General features: G+C 42.5%; 17 protein-coding genes. 2 read left to right on the plus strand and 15 right to left on the minus strand.

From position 1 onward, the window contains the following. Positions 1-8: 8 nt before the first annotated feature. The 9 genes from BMW65_RS16520 to BMW65_RS16560 form a co-directional block, all read right to left on the minus strand. Positions 9-2,534, minus strand: coding sequence for a polysaccharide biosynthesis/export family protein (locus BMW65_RS16520; RefSeq protein WP_090607044.1), 2,526 nt, complete (start codon positions 2,532-2,534; stop codon positions 9-11). Between the two features lie 156 nt (positions 2,535-2,690). Continuing rightward, a complete protein-coding gene (locus BMW65_RS16525; protein WP_090607045.1) occupies positions 2,691-4,394 on the minus strand; it encodes a capsule assembly Wzi family protein in 1,704 nt (567 codons plus the stop codon). 25 nt (positions 4,395-4,419) lie between these two features. Then, a complete protein-coding gene (locus BMW65_RS16530) occupies positions 4,420-6,150 on the minus strand; it encodes a capsule assembly Wzi family protein (RefSeq protein WP_177181169.1) in 1,731 nt (576 codons plus the stop codon). A 58-nt stretch (positions 6,151-6,208) separates the two neighbouring features. Next, the gene (locus BMW65_RS16535) at positions 6,209-7,360 is read right to left on the minus strand and encodes a glycosyltransferase family 4 protein (RefSeq protein ID WP_090607048.1); all 1,152 of its coding nucleotides are present in this window, start codon (positions 7,358-7,360) and stop codon (positions 6,209-6,211) included. A gap of 2 nt (positions 7,361-7,362) precedes the next feature. Beyond that, positions 7,363-8,241, minus strand: coding sequence for a glycosyltransferase family 2 protein (locus tag BMW65_RS16540; RefSeq protein WP_090607050.1), 879 nt, complete (start codon positions 8,239-8,241; stop codon positions 7,363-7,365). Beyond that, the gene (locus BMW65_RS16545; RefSeq protein ID WP_090607051.1) at positions 8,238-9,422 is read right to left on the minus strand and encodes a glycosyltransferase family protein; all 1,185 of its coding nucleotides are present in this window, start codon (positions 9,420-9,422) and stop codon (positions 8,238-8,240) included. The genes BMW65_RS16540 and BMW65_RS16545 overlap by 4 nt, the downstream gene beginning before the upstream one ends. 2 nt (positions 9,423-9,424) lie before the next feature. Next, on the minus strand, positions 9,425-10,543 hold the full coding sequence (locus BMW65_RS16550) for an EpsG family protein (RefSeq protein WP_177181170.1): 1,119 nt from the start codon (positions 10,541-10,543) through the stop codon (positions 9,425-9,427). Between the two features lie 12 nt (positions 10,544-10,555). Beyond that, entirely contained in the window at positions 10,556-11,512 is a 957-nt protein-coding gene (locus BMW65_RS16555) for a glycosyltransferase family 2 protein (protein ID WP_090607054.1), read from the minus strand. Further along, positions 11,502-12,968: a flippase gene (locus BMW65_RS16560; RefSeq protein ID WP_090607056.1), complete on the minus strand. Its 1,467-nt coding sequence runs from the start codon at positions 12,966-12,968 to the stop codon at positions 11,502-11,504. The genes BMW65_RS16555 and BMW65_RS16560 overlap by 11 nt, the downstream gene beginning before the upstream one ends. Before the next feature lie 197 nt (positions 12,969-13,165). Between BMW65_RS16560 and BMW65_RS16565 the strand changes: the two genes are divergently transcribed. After that, a complete protein-coding gene (locus BMW65_RS16565; protein WP_090607057.1) occupies positions 13,166-14,596 on the plus strand; it encodes an NAD-dependent succinate-semialdehyde dehydrogenase in 1,431 nt (476 codons plus the stop codon). Here the strand turns inward: BMW65_RS16565 and BMW65_RS16570 are convergent. Genes BMW65_RS16570 through BMW65_RS16590 form a run of 5 tightly spaced genes read right to left on the minus strand, consistent with a single transcriptional unit; the run spans position 14,593 to position 18,266 of the window. Next, a complete protein-coding gene (locus tag BMW65_RS16570; protein ID WP_090607059.1) occupies positions 14,593-15,129 on the minus strand; it encodes a CopD family protein in 537 nt (178 codons plus the stop codon). The two genes, BMW65_RS16565 and BMW65_RS16570, sit on opposite strands and share 4 nt — an antisense overlap. After that, positions 15,129-16,166 (minus strand): uroporphyrinogen decarboxylase, encoded by a 1,038-nt coding sequence (hemE, locus tag BMW65_RS16575; protein ID WP_245747669.1) that lies wholly within the window; start codon positions 16,164-16,166, stop codon positions 15,129-15,131. Before hemE ends, BMW65_RS16570 begins: the two co-directional genes overlap by 1 nt. Positions 16,167-16,169: 3 nt before the next feature. Continuing rightward, entirely contained in the window at positions 16,170-16,685 is a 516-nt protein-coding gene (locus BMW65_RS16580) for a hypothetical protein (protein ID WP_245747670.1), read from the minus strand. Next, on the minus strand, positions 16,682-17,398 hold the full coding sequence (locus BMW65_RS16585; RefSeq protein WP_090607063.1) for a response regulator transcription factor: 717 nt from the start codon (positions 17,396-17,398) through the stop codon (positions 16,682-16,684). Before BMW65_RS16585 ends, BMW65_RS16580 begins: the two co-directional genes overlap by 4 nt. Then, positions 17,385-18,266: a sensor histidine kinase gene (locus BMW65_RS16590; RefSeq protein WP_090607064.1), complete on the minus strand. Its 882-nt coding sequence runs from the start codon at positions 18,264-18,266 to the stop codon at positions 17,385-17,387. Before BMW65_RS16590 ends, BMW65_RS16585 begins: the two co-directional genes overlap by 14 nt. 160 nt (positions 18,267-18,426) lie before the next feature. On the opposite strand from BMW65_RS16590, the gene BMW65_RS16595 reads away from it, so the two are divergent. Continuing rightward, positions 18,427-19,119, plus strand: a complete 693-nt coding sequence (locus tag BMW65_RS16595) for a YjjG family noncanonical pyrimidine nucleotidase (protein ID WP_090607330.1) — start codon at positions 18,427-18,429, stop codon at positions 19,117-19,119. Between the two features lie 25 nt (positions 19,120-19,144). Here the strand turns inward: BMW65_RS16595 and BMW65_RS16600 are convergent, their stop codons facing one another. Then, positions 19,145-21,559, minus strand: a complete 2,415-nt coding sequence (locus tag BMW65_RS16600) for a TonB-dependent receptor (protein WP_245747671.1) — start codon at positions 21,557-21,559, stop codon at positions 19,145-19,147. Positions 21,560-21,568 lie beyond the last annotated feature (9 nt).

Raw genomic sequence — 21,568 nt, forward strand, 5'->3', positions numbered from 1 at the left:
AAATCATATTATCTGAACAGGCTAATAATAATCGCCCCCAAAGATGCAAGACCAGTCCCCATACCTAACCATTGTTGTGGCGTCATCGGGGGTTTGACTTCCCGTTGAGGAACAAAAATTTCCGCGCCCGGCTTAATAGGAGGATAGTTATTAAAAAATAAAAACCGATTGGTACTCTTCACGGATCCATTGGCATACAGTACGTAAGAGCTTTTTCGTAAAGCCCGCGAAGAGAAACCACCCGCCTGTGAAATATACTGTTTAAAACCTTTTGACGGTGAATAAACAGCGGTAGATGGAGCTAGTACTTCACCTGAAATCTTAACGGTCTGCAATTCCTTAGGCACACGGATAATGTCACCATCTTCTAAGATCAAATCTCCCCGATTTCCTGGGTTTTTAATAATTTGTTCCAAGTTAATGCCGACGTAATTATTTTCAATATTGTTATTTGCATTTGTTTGACCAACCACACCAACATCACTTTGTAATTGCTGCAGCGCTTGCATTCGGCTACGTTCTTCTCGTATTTGAGACTCCCGCTCAATTCTTTCTGTCGCTGTTGTCGTCATCAGGGTCGAATCACCTGATGCTATTAGTCCGCCCCGCTTTAACGAAGCTCCATCAATATGGGCATACGGCGTAAATCCACCGGCACGTTTAATTATATCTGAAACCCGCTCATCCTTTCGAGTAATTGTATATAATCCTGGATAGAGAACTTCTCCCTCAATTCTTACCATTCGTTGCGTTTCATAACCCGCCGCTGTACGGATAATGACTTTATCAAAGGGCATGAGTACAAAATCCTGTCCACTCTTGCTTAGTCCTTTGTCTGCATCTATTTGAAAAACCTCTGCTATCCGTGCTGATTGCGATAAGGCATCTGCATTCTTTACTTGCCTTGATACCTCAATACGATTAGCTGTAGCACTTTCACGAAAACCTCCGGCCTGCATGATTAAACTTTGCAATGTCATTCCCTCAGCATATGCAAATTGGCCCGGCATACGGACTTCACCATCAATTTCGACAATATAAGCTTCGCGCAAATCGAATATGGAAGAAATAGTAACGACATCCTCCCGCCTTAATTCAATATCAGGTTCGGTACCGGCCAAGATTCCCGATACACTAAATGACAATTGTTCAGTTTGAAAATCGTCTTTCAAACGCCTGATATATCCCCGATTTAAAAAGGCATCTTCCCTTAGTCCTTCAGCTTTCTTTATCAGCATGGATAATGTCAATCCCGGACTTAACTCATAGTCTCCCGGCCTAAATACCGAGCCATGAATAGCTACCCTATTCTCAAACCGTTTTAAAACACGCTCAACGATGTATTTATCCCCGGATTGGGGTAAATACTGGGAAAACTGACTGCCTAATAAATCCTCAATACGCTGTTCCCTATTCGTATATTTTACTACTTTAATGCGAGCTTGGTAGGCATCTTCCCTAAAGCCACCGGCATAGGCCAACAAGTCTGCAAAAGTTTCCCCTTCTTTGGTTTCAAAAATGTTCGGCCTTTTGACCGCACCTTCAAATTCGACCCTGTTGATATAAGGCGGCACCATCAAGACATCTTGATCTTGTAGCATGACATGGCTATCAAATGTGCCCTTCATCAATATATCATAAATGTCCAAATAAGCAACGACCTTCCCGTTGCGTATGAGCCTTATATCACGAAATGAACCATTAACGGTTGGGCCTCCCGAAAAATACAACGCATTGAAGGGCGTTGCCACAGATGGCAATGTGTACGTACCAGGACGTTCAATTTCACCCGTAAGAATCACTTTAATACTTCGTATATTACCAAGGGAAACATTCACTCGTGTTGCACCTGAGCGTATTGCCGAATACACATTACTCAATTCACGGCTGATTTTATCTGTTGCTTCATCAATACTGAGGCCTGAAACGGCAACAATGCCGACATAGGGTATATTAATATTGCCTTCGGGCGAAACCGCCAAGCTGTGGCTTTGCTCAGATCGCCCATAAATATCAACCAATATTTGATCACCTGGCCCTATGATATAGCCCCTTGGTGTCGGTAATTGAAGGTTAGGCTCAAACGTAGGTGTCACAGCACTGAATAATTCAGCACCAAATATTCTTAGACGGAGACTATCTTCTGCACTTAATGCCGAGGAATCGGCTAGTTGCAACGTGCTATCCGTGAGTACGGTATCTCCTTTATATAGCCTTTGGCTATCTCTCGTGCTCACGGGAGTATGAGAAGTGCTGGCCCCACCCCTCAATTCTTCTATCCGTGTTCTTAACTTTTGAATTTCGCTCGCCGGCATCCCTCTTTGAGCAGCCATCTGTTCCATCTCCATCTCTGACAGTCCGGATGACTCCGCTTGCTTCATATAAGCTCTAATCTGAGCATCAGACAACTCATCGACATTTACACTTGAAAGGTCGTTCATATTAATCCCTTGACCATAGCTGCGATTGCTCCCTACAACTATAGCAAAAAACACTATAATCATCCCCAAAAAACGACAGTAATTCACCTTCATACTCTTCTTAAATACTTGATTTATCGGTTATATCTTCAAAAATCCAAAACCTATAAAGTTACATTTACTTGCATTCGACAAAGAAACTGATTTTTTTCCATAGTTGAATGCCTAGCCCATTATTTTCGCCTACTGTTCAATTGACTTTTCAATCTATTAAAATCTATAAATGACACTGGTTCTAAAATGCCAGTTTGATTTATCCATTCGTTCAAACGCCCAGAACCCTTCATTTGAATCTTGCAATTGATTTAAATAGTTAAACGCATTTGAATACCGCAATTTACCTGAAACAATAAACTTATTAAAGTCCCACGTACCTAAAGCAGCAATGCCTAAATCTACCCAAGGCCTTCTCACATCTCGATATGCCCGATAAAATAAATCATTATTATTGGTTAAGCGCTCCGCCTGCAATCCCAATTGTTTTAATCCGCGCAGCCAGCTGATACCTACCGACTGCATGTTACTCCCGGGACCTATTCCAGCTCCCAGCACTTGGCCCATGTTTGTATATCCGTCTCTCACACGGTAGTCTGTATACCAAGACGGGCTATTGCGCACATTTTGAGTTCGAGTTTTTTCTAATTGTGTCCCTTCAACCTCGACCTGAATCATATCGCTATTAGGCGTCTGTAGTGGAATTAATTTTCTGAACCCAACAACGTATGCGCGTGAATGATCCAATTCTACCAGCAAATCACGCTGGTTCCAAGGAGGATCTGTGCGCCCATATTCAAAATAAATTTCAGCATTGCCTTTTGGCATTACCCACCGGGCAAAAATTGACGCATAGACATCCCTATTCATTCGATCTTCCCTCCCTTGCATCTTATCCGGATCATTGAATGCGCTCTTTGAGCCTGGCCCCAGTAATGGCAAATAACCTTTGAGTCCACCACCCAAGTTTTCACTATACACAATAAAGCTTCTTGTAAGTCCTATAGATAATCCTGATAGCCATTTGGGTTGATACGCAAGTACAATACCAGAGATGTAGCGCCAATCATCAGGTTTGGGATTATAATATTCGTTCACAAACTGCATCTCATCCATTGGAGCAGGAGTATACCCTGTGGAAGGCAATTTCCCCGCGATCAATTGTCCTTCAAACGAACCAATTCCAGTCTGTATAGGCCGTGTGGTATTTAACGTCAGGTGAAAGAAACCCGGGGCATTATTACTCATCAACAATGAATTTTGTCTTCCCGGCCCCCACCAGATATTTTCAGTTGATACACCTAATGATAGCGACTGGTAATTAAATCGAATACTACTTTGGCCTGGAAACAATTTTGTATATCTCCCATTTCCATAGTATTCCGGCAAGTCAATGTGATTATTCAAATCATACCATATCGACCAAATAAATTGGTTATCGCCCCGATATCCCGGATTTTGGCTATTGGCTGCTGTTACAAATTCAGGTCGCAGCTGTATGGAAAACCATTTATACTCTGCATATACTCCCACACTCAGCGATGTTTGATAGCCTTTTGAAGGAATCATTGATCCATCGTTCCAACCATAACGATAATTAGAGTTTATTTGCTGTTCCCATACTATCGGCATCAATTGAACCTTCCCCTTTCCATTAAAGAAGTATTTAATGCTTGTTGGTGATGCTTTACCTGCTCTCAACGTTTCGAAATAGATATCATCGCGTTTAAGTGCATTATTTGTCAACGGTCTCACGGAAAAAGAAAGCGAAGAATCAACCATTCCCAAAAGTTGCTCCCTTCTAAGTTGTTCTTCAAGCACAGGAAACCCCACAGGCATGACTTGCGCCTGAAGATGTTGTATACTACTTACACTTATTATTAATGTATAGATGGCAAGATACCGCAAAACCCTATGCATGACGTGGTATATTTAATTGACAATGTTAAAACTGGTAAAACAATCCAACTTGGAACTGAAGATTGAATTTATCCTGTTCGTCAAAACTCCAATAGTTACGAATCTCAGGCTTTTCTTCCAGCTCATATTGGTAGTTCATGGCCTTGATAAAATGAAGCTGGCTACTTATCAAAAGATTTTTATAGTCCCATTCACCATATAACGCCATGCTGATATCTACCCAATTTCTACGCATATCATCCGAAATTCGATAAAAAAAATCGTTATTGTGCACATATCGCTGAAACTGTACTCCCAGTTGCTTCATCTCCCTAATCCAGGAGAAATTTAATGTTTGCAGATTACTCCCCGGGTCGATACCCGCGCCAATTAGCTGGCCAAGATGGGTATACCCATGGCGTACCCCACCATGCCTATACCATGGCCCCCCCCTTCGGATATCTTCGGTCTTCGAACCTTCCGTTTGGGCCACTTCTAAATTAACATTCAGGTAATCCGTACCAAGCCAATTCAATGGCGTCAATTTCCTGAACCCAAATATATATGATCTGGAATGTTCCAGTTGAACAACCAAATCCCGAGAGTCCCAAGGATGATCATTTCTTCCGTACTCAAAATACGCCTCTGCGTTCGCTGCTGGTATCACCCAGCGCACAAACATGTTCAACAACTCATCTCTCGCGATGCCTTCTCCTTCATTCAATGCACTATCTTGTTCTTCGCTATACGAAGATTTAGACGTCGGTGCAAAAAAGGGCAAATAATTCGCTATTTTACCTTCCAATGATTCGCTATACATCATGAAAGCCCGGGAAAAGCCTATGGAGAGCCCTGGAAGCCATTTGGGCTGATACGTAAGTACAAGCCCCGACAGGTATCGCCAATCATCCGATTTTGGCCGGTAATAATTATCAAAATGGTCTGGATTTCCGCTTGGTGTTGGCAGATACCCGGATTCCTCCAATCGCCCAGCGATTAATTGTCCTTCAAATGCTCCTATAGGCGTCTTCACCGGTCGGGTCGTATTTAATGTCAAGTGAGCAAATCCAGGTGCAGTATTGCTCATCATTAAAGAATTATATAATGACGGCCCCCACCAAAGATTCTCAGATGACAGACCGATTGACACGGGATCGAAATTTAGTCGGATGCTACTCTGCCCAGGCAGAAACTTGGAATACCACCCTTCGCCAAACCGCTCAGGTTTATCCATAGAGTTGCCAATGGCAACGTACCATTGCGACCACTCGCGAGCTGATTTTCCATTATATCCCTGATAGGCTTTGTTTTGTGCCAGCACATATTCAGGCCTGAGCTGGATACTCAAAAACTTGTATTGCATATAAATCCCAGCGGCAGCCATGGTCTGATAACCCGCTGAAGGTATCATTGCTCCGTCATTCCATCCGTAGGGAATTGTTGTATTGATTTGGTGTCTCCATTGAACGGGCAAAATATGCACCTTCAAGGTGTCTCCTGTGGTGAAATTATAAATACTTTTGTCGCGAACTGCTACTACACCATTTGGTTTATAAATATTCAATCGCTGAATAACAGCATTGGTTAACGGACGAATCGAAAATGAAACAGTGGAGTCCAATCTGCCCAACAATTGCTCCCGCCTATAAAAATCTTCCAATAATGGCGTACCAACCGGCAACGACTGCGCCCAACCAGTGCCATAAAAGACGGAAAGCATTATTGCGCTAAGCACATAATTCACGCAATACCTACGATGGTATGTAATCTTGGTCAAAAGCATATCTTTCTGCTTGCTATGATATGTGGATAAATATTCTCAAAGTCAGCCTCAATTATGATGACGTCACATGCATCACCTTTATTAGCTGCTCAAGGTACACTGCTAAAATCTTAACTTCTGAAAAATCTTTTTCTACCTTCTTCCTTGCATTTTTCCCCATTTCTTTTTTATATACCAAAGGGAGCCTGACAAAAGCTTCCATCTTTGCCACTAAAGAGGAAACGTCCTTGGGCTCGGTTAAATAACCAGTCTCACCATCCTTTACGACTTCCCTACAACCTATTGTATTGGTTGTAATTGCGGGAACCTCCATGCTTGCCGCTTCCAATAAACATCGCGGCATACCTTCATTGTAATACGAGGGAAATACCAGGCAATTCGTATTTTCTAAATAAGGACGTACGTCATCCGTTGCCCCCAAATATCGAATAATCTGTTTACTTTCCCATAATCTTATTGTTTCTATTTTGATGGCTGATGGATTAAGGACATTCGCAAAACCAAGTAGTTCGCCCTCAACTTGTAATCCTCTTTGTTTGAGCTGTTCGATTGCCTTTACAAAATCCTCAACCCCTTTTTCGTAAAGAAACCGACCTGTGTATAAAAATTTGACGGTCTTATCGTCAGGATAAGGAACAAACCTTCTAAAATACTCAATATCAACCCCCTCACCTGACAATAATAGTGTTTTCTGCTCCGTAAGAATGTTATTCTTGATAAAAAAAGTCAGATCATCGTTATTTAAAAACCAGGTCTTCACCGAATGCTTTAATGCAAATCGGTAAAACATTTTGATGACAGCGGACAAAATTCCTTTTTTGGCCAGCCCGTGACCTAAACCAGTAATAACGGCTATCGTGGGAATTTGAAGGGATTTAGTCGCCAAAAGGCCATAAATATTGGGCTTTATTGTGTAAGTAAAGAGAAAATCTGGACGTATAATCTTAAGTATTTGCCTTAACTCCCGATATAATAAATAATCACCTAATGGATTAGTGCCCTTAGCATTTAAACACGTTAAAGGTTTAAATTGGATACTAAAAGCCGCGAACTTATCCGCATAATCATCATATGGAGCAACAACATAAATTTCGGCACCGTAGCTTGCTAACATTTTCATCACTCCCAACCTAAAGTTGTACATACTCCAAGCAGTATTGGCTATAAACCCAATTTTTTTCCCTTGTAATAACTGATTTTTCATTTTCAGGCTTGGGTAATTATATTCAATGATTGGATCTTCATAATTTGCTCATTGAGATGTTGCTGTTCCTTCAAATCCAACGCTGTATTCCTATTCGCTGTCAGTACATCTTGCTTATTTAACCACCCCATGAATATATAAGCGTAAGATTTTAAATATGTCTTTACAATCTCCCACTGTAAAGCAGGGTAAGTCAATTTTCCTTTTCCATAAACAGAAAAAATCATCCTTAATGTACGCATGCTGGACAGGTAGTTTTTGATGTTAACCCTTCCTTCCCGAATAATGTATAAATATTCGGGAATTCGTTTAAAATTGGAAAATTTATAGGTCCTACACCACAATTCATAATCCTCTGCTCGAACATAAGCCGGATCATATGGGTTATTTCTAAACCATTCTTTTCTGCCAAGAATTGATGCGTGTAACAACAATGCATGCTTAAGCACATCTTTTGGAGTATTACGGATAGGTAAGGCCCCTCGTTTACCTATAGGCTTATTTGACGTATCAATGGTATAAGCCGCGGTATCCACTAAATCAGTTTCTGGGTACCTAACCATGAATGCCACTTGTTTCGCAATACGATCTGGCATCATTAAATCATCCGCGTCCATACGGGCAATGTATTGGCCTTTGGCCAGTTCACTTACTTGGTTTAAACGGTATACTAGGCCTCTATTTTCTCGATCGTCCACTAATCGAACTCTAGGATCTTTAATGTGTTCAACCAACTGCAACGAACCGTCTGTTGAGCCGTCATTTAATAGAAGAAGCTCCCAATCATTAAACGTTTGTGCATAAACTGACTTTATTGCGTCGAGTAGGGTTTCCTTGTTATTATAAAATGGAATGGCAATGGTTACCAACGGTGCTATCATGGTTTAATCCTCAAAAGTTGAACTTGATCATCAAATTTGCGCTGGATCTTTTCAATTGAAAAATAGGTTTGCAATTCGTTCATTCCTAAGAGATATCTATCGTATTCGTCGTCATTTTTTCGAATCAGTCGCTGCACATTATCCACTATTTCTTCATAATGCTCACATAAGATGCCCGGCTTCACCTTACATAAGCCAAAAAGATATTCAAAATACTTATTCTTTAAACATATGATAGGTAATCCGAAGGCTATTGCATCCATGATAGCTCCGCTACTGACTAAGCTATACTGATCATCAGTATACATAAAAATTGCATAGTGCATAGCCGAACACTGTTCTTCATATTTTTTCGTCTCAACAAACACTGACTGGCGCTGATATTCAACATAATTGTTTTGAAAAGGCAAAATTTCTGGGAGCACTTGGCCATTAATTACGAAAGCAGCTTTTCCAGCTGACACACTGTTTGCATATTGCTTTGCTAGAGCAAAAAACAGATGCGAATTCTTTGCCAATTTAGCTGTTCCAAGATGGCCAAATACAATTTTGTCGGTAGGCCGATTAGGAAATTTTATATGTTTTTTGTGATAAGGATGAGGTATGCTTAATACCGCAACAGGTTCAATCTGGGTACCGCCTACCAGTTCATTTTTTATTAATTCATTAAGCACCAAGAATTTTCTATTTGCTAACCGCATCCTAAGTGCTTTATCAAGCGCCAATTTATAAATCTTATCTATTAATTTACGACCAGGTCTTTCTTTTATTAGTTGAAGTTCTCCATGCAATGTGATAATAACTTTGACATCTTTTGAAATAAACCATTTTAACCAAATGTGAACAAAAACGTTCGTTAAAGGAGACATTGATGAAAAAAAAATAAGTGATACCTTTTTTTTCGTCGCTTTCCTTATTAAACCAATGGTTGCAAAACACTCTAAAAGAATTTTTATGATCCACCTGATTTTTTGCTTTTCTTGTGGTTCCAAAACAGTTATCGGCGAAAAATAGTAATTTGTGTTTTCGCTCAAGACCTCTGATAGTTCTTTCCAATGTGAAAGAGAAGCATAGCAATGAATATTGTGTGAGGGGCAGGCTTTTGCAATGAGTTGAACCAACTGACTATTAATGAACGCATGCTCACCCTTCGTTTTATTCGTTTCACAAAAATATATCATGGCTAATAACGAAGCGGATCGTAGAATTCATCGAAAACAGTATGAAAAGGCACATATAAATCCATATAGGGAGACATAAATAAATATAGCCGAAAGGCTCCAAAAATCGTCAACAGAAATAAAAAAAATGCTTTGAGCTTGAAATCGTTAAGCGATGTAAGTAAATAGGCCAATAGGAAAATTTCCAAATATAAAAAAGGCAACGCCAGTCTCGTAACCACAGGAACACTTAGAATAAAAATGAAATAAATCATGTTTCCAAAAATAAGCAGATTTAAAAATCCCTCATACCGGAATCGGATACGTTTTGAAACATATTTTTTCCCATAAATTAATAGCGGCAATATAAAAGCTCGTTTTAAAATTCCTAATGCATACGATAAATAGGGATTAGTATGGCTAGTTTCTAATCCTTCGTCCCCATATTGCAGCAGCTTTTCGGCCATGGAAGCTTCAACGCCCACCAATCGAACTACCAATTCGATTGCCCATCCTGAAATGCCAACCAAACCAATCAAAAAACCCGCAATCAGTAAGATGTAACGCCACAGGTCTGACCATTTAAAATGATAAAGCCAATAGGCTATAAGAAACAAAATAGAGGACACATGAATAAGGCTCGCCAACACGATTAATATTGCAAATGCCCAAAACCTTTTCGTTTCGATATACTTCAATCCACACAAACAAATGGACACTGCCGTAAACTGCCGTACAGATAAGATATCCGCCAAGTAGTAACAGTAATATAGAAATAATAAAATGAATAAGATAGGAGTATGCCGACTGAAAACAAGCCCCTTGAGACCGATGGTAACAACAGCCCAAAAAAACAACACCACAGTGTAGCTCCAATCCAATCTCGACATAAATAAATTTATATAAGTAAATCCAGGCTCGAATAAATTCACTTCCGAACCGTAAACAAAATGGGTGATGTTGTCATAAAAAGTATAATAGGAGTTCCAATCCGGCCCTGTATCCCATCTAATCCCACCAACGATAATTAGCAATATGATTATACAGGAAAATAACAATTTTTTATGATGTTCATCTACTTCCACCAAGTCTAGCACACAAAAAACAGCTAACAGGAGGAATATGATGATGTAAATGGCCACAGCTATCTAAGTTTATTGTTGATTCATCTTGATTCTTTTGAGACAGCATTTTAGCTCACAGTAGCTAAGATATAGCCAAACCCATATCGTCAAAAACGTTATTTCAATAGCTTGTAGTGCTTCTTTCCCAATTTTTACTTTCTCTTTGAATGTCAATGCCGTCGAACAGAATGGCAAATCCAATATCCAACGCAATTTCTGGAAAGTAGAGCTGTTATCTTTGATATCGTGTGCATCAAAAAACCTTACTACCCATTGGACAAAATCAATCTGAGCATTGACTTTCCTGAAAAGAATAGGTTTATCATCCCATGTTGTTATATTCAAATTACTTTTTCGCCACTTAACAATTGCCCCGGGAATCGTTTTAATGGATGTCTCCTGCCCAAAATTCATCCAACTTGCATCGTCCGAACACCACCCCAAATCAAAATTGATAAAACCTCCTTTTTTTTCATAAACGGACCTCTTAAAGATACACTCAATTGCAAAACTGCTCAATTGATACGTTATCTTTTGTAAAAAAAAATCCGCTACATTAAGCGTTGCGGGAAAGATGGTTGGTTTTTTCAGAACCCAACCATGCTGATCGATAATTGAAGCATTGAAACGCACAATATCACAATTTTTATCTTTTTCGATATACTTGTAAAATGTCCTAACACAACTTACATCCATAATATCATCATCCGAAAACAACCAAATCCATTCTTCATCCTGAATTAAATCCACGCATCGTTTCCAATGTGCCACTAAGTCTTGACTTCCTAGATTATTCTCAAAGCGATAGTAAACCAGGTCGATCCTGTCTGTAAATTCACTAACAATATGTTTTAAATCAAAAGGACTATTGTCATCTCCAATATATAATTTGAAACGTATATCATCCTGATCAGCGATACTTTGAAGCGTGTCTCTCAAAAATTCAGGCTTATATGCCGGCAATACAATGGCCAATTTATGCTTCATACTTTCTCTTGACACGGTTTATTATACGGGAAACTGTCGTTAACATATCCAATATTATGGCGTTTCTCCATATCCAGTATTGAATAAAGAAATAAAACAATGCAGAAAGCAGAACTCCTGAAAACAAGGCTACAATCGCATTCAAATTAGCATAACGAATTAAGTAATATATCGGTATAAAAATCAATGATGATACCCAGGCCTTAATTGGCAAACTCCAATCCGGTGCAAAATTGATTATCCGAATAGCAAATCTAGCTAATAGGATTAAGACGATAAATTCTGCGACGAATGCAGCAATTGAAGAGCCAATGTACCCAAATCGGGGAACTAATGTAAAGTTGGCAATTAAACTGACTATCATTCCCGTCACAGCCGCTTTGAAAAAAAGGCGCTCATTATTGGATGGATTGAGAATCTGCATGCCAAAAATATTGCTATACCCGATAACAGCTACTGTTGGCGCAATGATTTGTAATGCATACGTTGCAGGCATAAATTCATTACCCGCAAATAGTATAATAATTTCACCAGCATAAAGCATTAACCCTGTAACGATGGGAATGCTGAATAACGACACATAGGAAAAGGATTTAGTAAGCAAAGCTTTTATTTGGCCGTGATTCTGTTCATGGAACTGTTTCGAAAGCTGGGGAATCATTACCATCGTAACAGCAGTTAGCACAGTAATGATTAAACGAGATAATTTTATCGAGGTTGAATAATAGCCTACCTCGACATCATCCTTAATAAAACCGAGGATCACGGTATCGAACACGGTATAAACATGGATAACCAAACTAAACGAGAAAATAAACAACATGGGCTTCAAATGCCGTTTAAGCTTCAAATTGAAAAATGTCAACGTTATGATGTTGCGTGCATAATAAATATTAATTAACATTGATGCTAACCCACCAAAGAAAACAATAAAATAGTATATGGTTACATCATTTGCTTCATTCACAAATAAGTAAATCAAGATAATAGACAATAATTTTGAAAATACACCTCTAATGGTAATTAGCTTGAATTGTTCTACACCTTGAAACAGCCATTCCATAGTAAAAACCTGCACAATCATAATTCCCACACTTATCGTGAATAGTCTACGATAAGCATTTAGTTCGCCAATAGTCATAAAAATCAGTATGTAAACGATGGTTAAGACCACTGTAGCAAGGCTATGGATAAGTATGATTTCACTGAAAATTTTAGACCTAATTGTATAGTCATGTTTATACTTTGCAATTTCCCGCACGCCATAAACAGGTATTCCCAACGCTGCCATCATAACAAAATATTGGGTGAAACTCTCCACAAAACCAATACTCCCCATGCCCCCCGGCCCAAGTATTCTAGATACATAGGGAAATATAAAAATGGGGAATAACAACTGGCTAACAGCCAAAACAATATTATAAGCTGCGTTTTTCTTTATAGTATTCACCGCCATTGGATTAATTTCATCACTTCATTCCGACCAATTTAATCGTATGGCCAACATACTACACGTTGTTTGGTCTTTTGCAAAAGTAAGCGAAAGATGACAAATGTACTTACATTAGCCGAAAACTCGGCAAGCAACGAAAAACCTTCAACATGGCCGAGTGTTAGAATTAGAACAAGAATAGAAACATCATAACATTCCAAATGAACAAAAAACTCATTATAACACAAGCCTACATCAACGGCAAATTCATCAAAGGCCGCAAATCCTTCGATGTCATCAATCCTGCCACCGGTGAAATCATCGCTTCCGTGCCCGACCTCACCATAGCGGACTGCCATGCCACCATTGACCATGCGCACGACGCATGGCCATCATGGCGCGATACGGAATCAACCGTACGCGCCAACACGGTACGTAAATGGTACGAGCTCATTATCGCCAATAAACAGGACCTTGCGCGCATCATGACGATGGAAAGTGGCAAACCCTTCACCGAAAGCCTCATTGAGGTGGATTATGGAGCATCCTTTGTGGAGTGGTTTGCCGAAGAAGCGAAACGTATCTATGGTGAAACCATCCCTGCCCCAAAAACAGGGCAGCGACTACTTACCATTCGGCAGCCCGTGGGAGTGGTTGCAGCCATCACCCCCTGGAATTTCCCTTTGGCCATGATTACCCGTAAGGTGGCCCCGGCATTGGCCTGCGGATGCACGGTCGTACTCCGTCCAGCCTCACAAACACCACTTACCGCCTTAGCGATGGCTCAATTAGCACATGAAGCTGGATTCCCTGCCGGGGTATTCAATGTCGTCACTGGCAAGGATAGCAAAGGCATGGGCACGGAATTAGCCACCAATGATAAAATAAGAAAAATATCATTCACCGGTTCAACGGAAGTAGGTCGCTCACTAATGGCCCAGGCAGCAGAAACCATCAAAAAAGTGTCTTTCGAGCTTGGTGGTAATGCACCTTTCCTTGTCTTCGATGACGCTGATGTCGATGCAGCTGTGCAAGGAGCCATTGCAGGCAAATTCCGTAATTCCGGCCAAACCTGTGTGTCTATCAACCGATTTTTCGTGCAGGATGCGGTATTTGACGATTTTGCCAAGAAATTGACAACCGCCGTCAAAAAACTAAAAGTGGGAAATGGCCTCGATGAAGGCGTACAGGTAGGACCGCTCATCAGCCAAGATGGGCTGGAAAAGGTAAAAAAGCATGTAAAAGACGCCGTTGACAAGGGAGCGAAGTTGCTGGCGGGCGGCAAACCAAAGAAAGGACTCTTCTATCATCCCACCGTTTTAGCGGATGTCAGCCCTTCTTCCCTCATTGCTGGGGAAGAAACGTTCGGTCCGGTATGTGCCCTGTTCCGATTCAACACCGAAGAGGAAGGCATCGCTATGGCCAACGACACGGAGTTCGGCCTTGCTTCCTATTTTTATAGTAAGGATGTAAATCGTTGTTGGCGCGTAGCCGAACAACTCGAAGCAGGTATGGTGGGTATCAATACCGGATTACTTTCCAATGCAGCGGCACCTTTTGGTGGTGTCAAGCAATCCGGTATCGGGCGAGAAGGTTCAAAGCATGGGCTTGACGAGTATACGGAAATCAAATACCTCTGCTTTGGCGATTAATCGCGATCCCGGATTTTCTTGTATATCTTCACCGCCAGCATCAGCATGATAGACAGCAAGAGCAGTCCCAACACGCCGTATATCCAGTTGATTGCGCTCTTGAGCACTACTGCAAAAACAATAGCAAAAAGTATCACCGTCGCCAGCTCGTTCCACATGCGGAGCCGTATCGATGTCCATCGGTTTGTTTCATGCTTAAGCCTGAACATGATGCGTTGGCAGATGAAATGATAGGCCACCAGGCCAAGGACAAAAGTCAGTTTCACGTGCATCCATCCCGCCTGCAACAGCCCCGGCACTACATAGAGCATGGTTAGCCCGGCCACAATGGCCAAGTACATAGATGGCGTAGTGATGATCCACCATAGCTTACTTTCCATTACCACAAATTGCCGATGCAAGACATCGTATTCCTGCGTCGGTTTCTGTTTAGCCTCTGTATGGTAGATAAACAGCCGGACCATGTAAAACAACCCCGCCATCCAAGTAATGACGAAAATAATGTGTACCGCTTTAGCGTAAAGGTATAGCATTAAAACCTAAATTCTTTCACCACCTCAATCGCGTATTTCACGTTGTCAAACGGAATATCCGGCATGATACCGTGCCCCAGGTTGAAGATGAAGCCATCTTGCCCGCGCATACGTTCGAATAGATGCAGGATTTTCTCCCGGATGACCTTTTTGTCGGCATACAGCACAAACGGATCCAGATTGCCCTGCACGGCCACACCGTGCGGTAGGCTATCTTTTACGTGCCTCAAGTCCGCATTCCAGTCTACGGAAACCACATTCGGCTTCGCTTCAGCCATCAACGGAGCGAATACCGAACTCCCCTTGCAAAACGAAATTACCGGCACACCAGCCCTGTTTAACTTCGAGAAGATATACGTATTATAATGATGTGCAAACGTCTTGTAGTCATCCCAAGATAGCGCCAATGCCCAACTGTCAAACAGTTGCAAGGCATTTATCCCAGCGGCAATCTGCAGGTTGAGGTAATCGACGGTCACATCGGCAATCTTTTGCAAGATGAAATGGGCCAGCTCGGGTTCGTTGTGAAGCAACAATTTCGTACGTTTGAAATCTTTCGATGAGCCGCCCTCCACGAGGTAACTCAATACCGTAAATGGCGCACCCGCAAAACCAATCAACGGAATACGGCCTTGCAAACGTTGCCGAATCACTTGGATGGCATCTCCGACATACTGTAGTTTATCCACCACATCCGTACGCAATGTTTCCGCATCGGCTCTGTTGCGTACAGGATTGGCAAATTGGGGGCCTACTCCCTGTTCAAAGCTCAGCTGCCCGCCCATGGCTTCTGCGGTAACCAAAATATCTGAAAACAAAATAGCAGCATCCACTCCCAGCAAATCCACGGGAAGCATTGTCACGTCTGCCGCTATTTCGGGAGTTTTACACATCTCAAGAAAGGAATACCTATTCTTGATATCCCAGTATTCCTTCATAAATCGGCCCGCTTGGCGCATTATCCACACGGGCGGTCGTTCGGTAGGCTGCGAAAAAGCAGCCCGGATAAGTAAATCGTTTTGCAAACCAGTTGTCACAAGTTAATCTTTGGGTATTTCGTTTTCGATTTTATTGATGATTTGTGCGACACGTGAAGTCACTTCCAGCTTCCTTGCCAAAGCCACATAGGCTTTCACCCGTTCAAAATCGTGCTTTCGGAGGTTGATATTGGCCAAGTTTACCAAAATGATAGCCTTGTCGTTTGGCCGCCGGAAAGGCAGCCGTGAGGCAATCTGGAAATGCCGTTCGGCAGCCTCATAGTCCTCGGCTTTCAAGGCAAGGTTGCCGCTCATAAATTCGTAGTAATTACGCCTTCCCTTACGGAGGTATTCAGGCTTTTTGATATCGGCGAGCAATCGCCTCGCCTTATCGTAATCTTGATTTTGAAACGCCTGGGTAGCGATAAATACCGTACCTTCCCGGTAATGGCTCCACGTCAGGTAACCCATCACCCCAGCAATCATCACTGCAAGTTGAATGGCACGCATATACACTGCACCGACCAATAATAAAAATGCTATCACCAACACCGCGGCACGTGCCTTGGACGTCATCATGAGGCCTGCGGATTGTCGGTGAATTTATAGCCCACACCACGGATGGAGTGGAAATACATCGGATGTTTTTGGTCAGGCTCAAAATATTTCCGGAAGGTAAGAATAAAGTTGTCGATGGTACGTGTAGATGGGTATACATCATAGTTCCATACCGTCTCCAATATCTGTTCGCGCGAGACAGCCTCATTGCGCCGTTCAATCAGTAGCTTGAGCAGCATCGTTTCCTTTTTCGTAAGCGACGTCACGGCACCGTCTGCATGGTGCAATTCAAATGAATTGAAGTAAATGGTTTTATCACCGATAGTATACGAATTGAGTTCTTTCAAGTCGTCGCCCTTCATTCCTCTTCGCACCAATATACCTACGCGCAGGATGAGTTCTTCCAGGTTGAAAGGTTTCACGAGGTAGTCGTCCGCGCCCTTACGAAGCCCGGTGATCCGATCTTCGCTGCTGTTCTTGGCCGTAAGGAACATGATAGGTACTTCTGTATTCTGCAACCGGATAGTCTCGGCAACCTGAAACCCATCAATCTCAGGAATCATGACGTCTAGTATCACCAAGTTGAAGCGTTCTTCTTTGAATATTTTCAAGGCTTTTTTCCCGTCCGCTGCCGTCGAAACCCGGTACCCTTCCAGTTCCAGGTTAAGCTTGATGGCATCCAGCAGGTGCTCCTCGTCTTCCACCAATAAAATCCGATGCTTAGTTTGTTGCATAATGGTTGCTAAATATAACTTCAAAAATACTTCCCGATGGGGTATTATCTTTCACTTTAATCTGCGCGCGGTGTCGCTCCAACACCGTCTTTACAATATATAATCCGAGTCCGGTGCCCTTAGTTTTTCGGGTATCTTCATTCCCTACGCGGTAGAACTTATTAAAGATAAGCCGCTTTTCATTGTCCGCTATTCCGATGCCATGATCAGCCACACTGAATATTACCTGATCATCGTCTTTGGCGAGTTTCACGAACACATGGGCGCACGGCGGGGAATATTTCACCGCGTTCTCAATAAGATTGGTCACCACATTGGTAATGGCAAACCGATCGCCTTCTATCCGGATATTCGATTGCAATTCCGTTTTAATGACCTGCGTTGTGCACGAATGGATTTGAAGTCTTCCGGCAACGCTTTTGACCAATTCCGTAAGGTCTATCTGTTCTTTGGGAAAATTATAACGCAAATCTTCCAACTTGGTTGCAATCAACACATTGCCAACCAAATCATCAAGCCGTTCGATATCCTTCAAGGAGTTGGAAAGGAATTGATCCCGCTGTTCTTTACTGAGATCCCGTTTTACAATAGTCTGGATAGCCAACTTAATCGCTGCAAGCGGCGATTTGAGCTCATGGGTCACCGCCAGCAGAAAGTTCTGTTGTTGTTGCTGTATTTTGTGCTCACGGACAAATGCCTTTTTCAGTTTGAGTGCCCCGACGACGAAGATCAACATAAAAAAAATCCCCTCGCCGATAATCATGATTTTCCGGCTGGGCTGGGCCTCAATAAGCAATACTCCCCACCAAATCAGCTGTGCAGTAGCATAAAAAACAAGAAAATAAAACAATACTAAAGGTTTTCGCATAGCAAACTCCTGAAAAGCAAACACAAAAGTATTGATTTACATCCGTTAATCACAAACCAAGGGCAACATTATGACAATAATACGAAACTCCGGGGAACTCTGGCCTTCGGGTTCCCGGCTTCTGACTTAAACAAAATCCGTATCTTTGTCCATGCACAATATGAGCAAAAAGGATATCTTCTTTGATTTAGACCACACCATCTGGGATTTCGAAAAAAATGCCGAAGAGACCTTATTGGAATTATTTGACACCTATCGCTTCAATGCCTTCGGTTTTGGGGCGGCAGCCGTATTTATTGAAACCTATAACCGGAACAACCATCGGCTCTGGGCGCTATACCACCATGGCAAAATCACCAAAGCAGAACTTCGTGAGGCACGTTTTGCCGATACATTTACGGAGTTAGGGGTAGACCCTACGCTATTTCCCAAGGCCTTTGAAATCGACTACCTGCGGCTTTGCCCGCAAAAGACCAACCTTTTTCCCCATGCGCATGAAACATTGGGTTATTTGCAGGAGAAATACACATTACACCTAATTTCAAATGGTTTTGGCGATGCCGCAGAGACCAAAGTTACCAAGTGTGATCTAAAAAAATATTTTTCGACCATCGTGATTTCTGAAGCCGTGGGTGTCCATAAGCCCCATCCCAAAATTTTCCATCATGCCATTGCCAACGCCAGAACAGCTATTCCTCAAAGCGTAATGATTGGCGATAGTCTTGATGCTGACGTACGTGGTGCACAGAATGTCGGGATGGATGCAATATATTTTAATCCCAATAAAAGCGAAGTTCCTGAAGACGTTAAACAAAGTATTACCGCACTGGATGAGCTAAAAACCCTTTTTTGAGCAACATTAACTTACTTTTCCACTATTAAAACTGCTCTCCGCCACCATTAAAATCATCCTCCATTCCATTATTCCGGCGTTCTTCGCGTTCAAAATCCTGCCGTCCAAATCGATAGTTAAGTGTGACCATGAACATACGGCGCATGCCCCGATTTTCAAAATAACGGTAAAACTGTTGTGTTTGCGTGTATCCGCCCCATCGCCGTTGATTGAATAGGTCGCGTACGTTAAACAGGATACTCGCTTTCCTGTCCAGCACATCCCACCGGACACCTGCATTTACGACAAACTGTTCGATGCCCTTCCCCTGTGCCATGACGCGGGGTGCTTGGTATTCTGCCCGTGCCTGGGCCGACAGGCTCGACATGATCCGGTAGTTCGCGGTGACATTCGCGTTCCAGTTGAAGCCTTCCGTCGGGTCGATGTTGAACGCTTCGCTGCCGTGAAACCGGGTATGGAATAAATTAGCATTGAACATTGCGTCTACTTTTTTACTGAAATCGACCTTCGAAATCAATTCCAGGCCGGCTGCTTCGTTGCGGCTGATATTCTGCCATTGCGAAAACGTTACACCGTCCATTCCCTCCACGGTGGTAATGATGGGTTGTACCACATCATTCACCCTCCGATAATATGCCGATGTGGTAAGCATCACGGCATCCCAAAATTTAGCATAACTCAGTTCAAATGAATGAATATCTTCTGGCAACAGGTTGGGATTGCCCTGCTGGATATTCATCGGATCCGACACGTCGATAAAAGGGTTGACTTGCCAGCCCCGGGGTCTGCTGACCCTCCGTGTGTAGCTCGCCTGCAGTTGGTTGCCTTCCCCAAACTCTTGCGTAAGGAAAATACTGGGATAAATCCGGAAATAATCCAACCGCCCGGTAGCGGAGCGATCGGTAGGCGCAATATCTGGATCAAACGATAGGTATTCCGTATTTAAGTAAGCCTGTTCCGCACGTAATCCTACCTGAATGCCGAACTGCTCTGTTAGCTTGCGTTGATAATTGGTATATAATGCATGCACGATGCTTTCCATATTGAAATCATTGCTAATCGCATAATCGGGAAGCATCTCCCCCGCTCCTGAGTCAAGATATTCAGAACGCTGGGTATCGTCAGAACGCCGGATAATCGATCGATAGCCTGCCTCTAATTTATTGTCTTCGCCAAAGGGGCGCACATAGTCCAATTGCAGGTTGAGGTTTCTACCATCTTCACTGGTATTATTCACTCGCAGATCTTGTACTGCTGAAGGATCTGTAAACGTTTGATCAAATACATTCACGCCTTCTTCGCTGTCCCGCCCGAAGGCGACATTGGCCACGATTTCCTCACCTTCACGAACAAACTCGTGTTTTAAATCAAAATTGAGATCAAATCCGATATCGTCTTCGTCTTGCCTTGAAAACCGGCTGCTTGTACCGCTTAGCTCGGGGTGGCCAAAATAGGAATAAAACATATCGTCGTTGCGCGCATTACCCCTAAGGCTCAAATTACCGGAAAATCCGATTAATGTTTTATCGGTAACGTAGTAATCCGTGCCCAACCGGACACTATGGTTCAATCCCAAGTGATTGCTTTCGCTCGAATTCTCCGTTAGGCTATTGTTCGAAAACTGCCGGGTACTGTTCAACCCATCACCCACATTATTACGGCGATTGAAATTATAGTTGCCGAAATAATTGAATTTCTCATTCCGCAAATTCAGGTTGAACCCAGCATTGTAATTGTCATATGAGCCTGCAGAAGCGTTTACACCACCATTGAATCCACCCCTCGCTTCTTTTTTCAACACAATATTAATAATACCCGATTGGCCTTCGGCATCGTAGCGCGATGAAGGATTGGTCACTACTTCAATACGTTCTATAGAGTTGGCTGGCATAGCTTGCAAAAGCTGTGTGATATCACTCCCGGCCATGGCAGATTCCCGCCCGTCGATCAAGACACGCACACTGCTTGAACCCCTCAGGCTTACACTACCATCCACATCTACCTGCAGGGATGGTACATTGGCCAACAGATCTGATGCTGTACCTCCTACACTGATGGTGCTTTGGGCGACGTTGAATATTTTCCGATCGATGCCCAATTCCATCGCCGGGGGCGTACCTTGCACCACTACCTCTTCCAGCAATTCGCCGGAAGGCTTCAACGAAATATTTCCCAAATTGATATCCCTACCCGCTTGGACGATAATACCCGATCGCAGGTAATCTTCATACCCGATATAAGTAATACGGACGGCATATGTACCCGGCGCTACATCAGTAAATTGGATTTTACCGTCATCAACCGTTTGCATCCCTTTAACATAGGACATTGATTCCTGTCTCAACAGCGCCGCACTGGCAAAGCCCACCGGTTCGTTGGACGAACTGTCAATCACGACAGCCGATATGGCAGCGTTTTTTACTTGAGCTATTATTTCCACAGGCGATGC

The sequence above is a fragment of the Parapedobacter koreensis genome (genome assembly GCF_900109365.1).
In the GTDB taxonomy this organism is placed as follows: domain Bacteria; phylum Bacteroidota; class Bacteroidia; order Sphingobacteriales; family Sphingobacteriaceae; genus Parapedobacter; species Parapedobacter koreensis.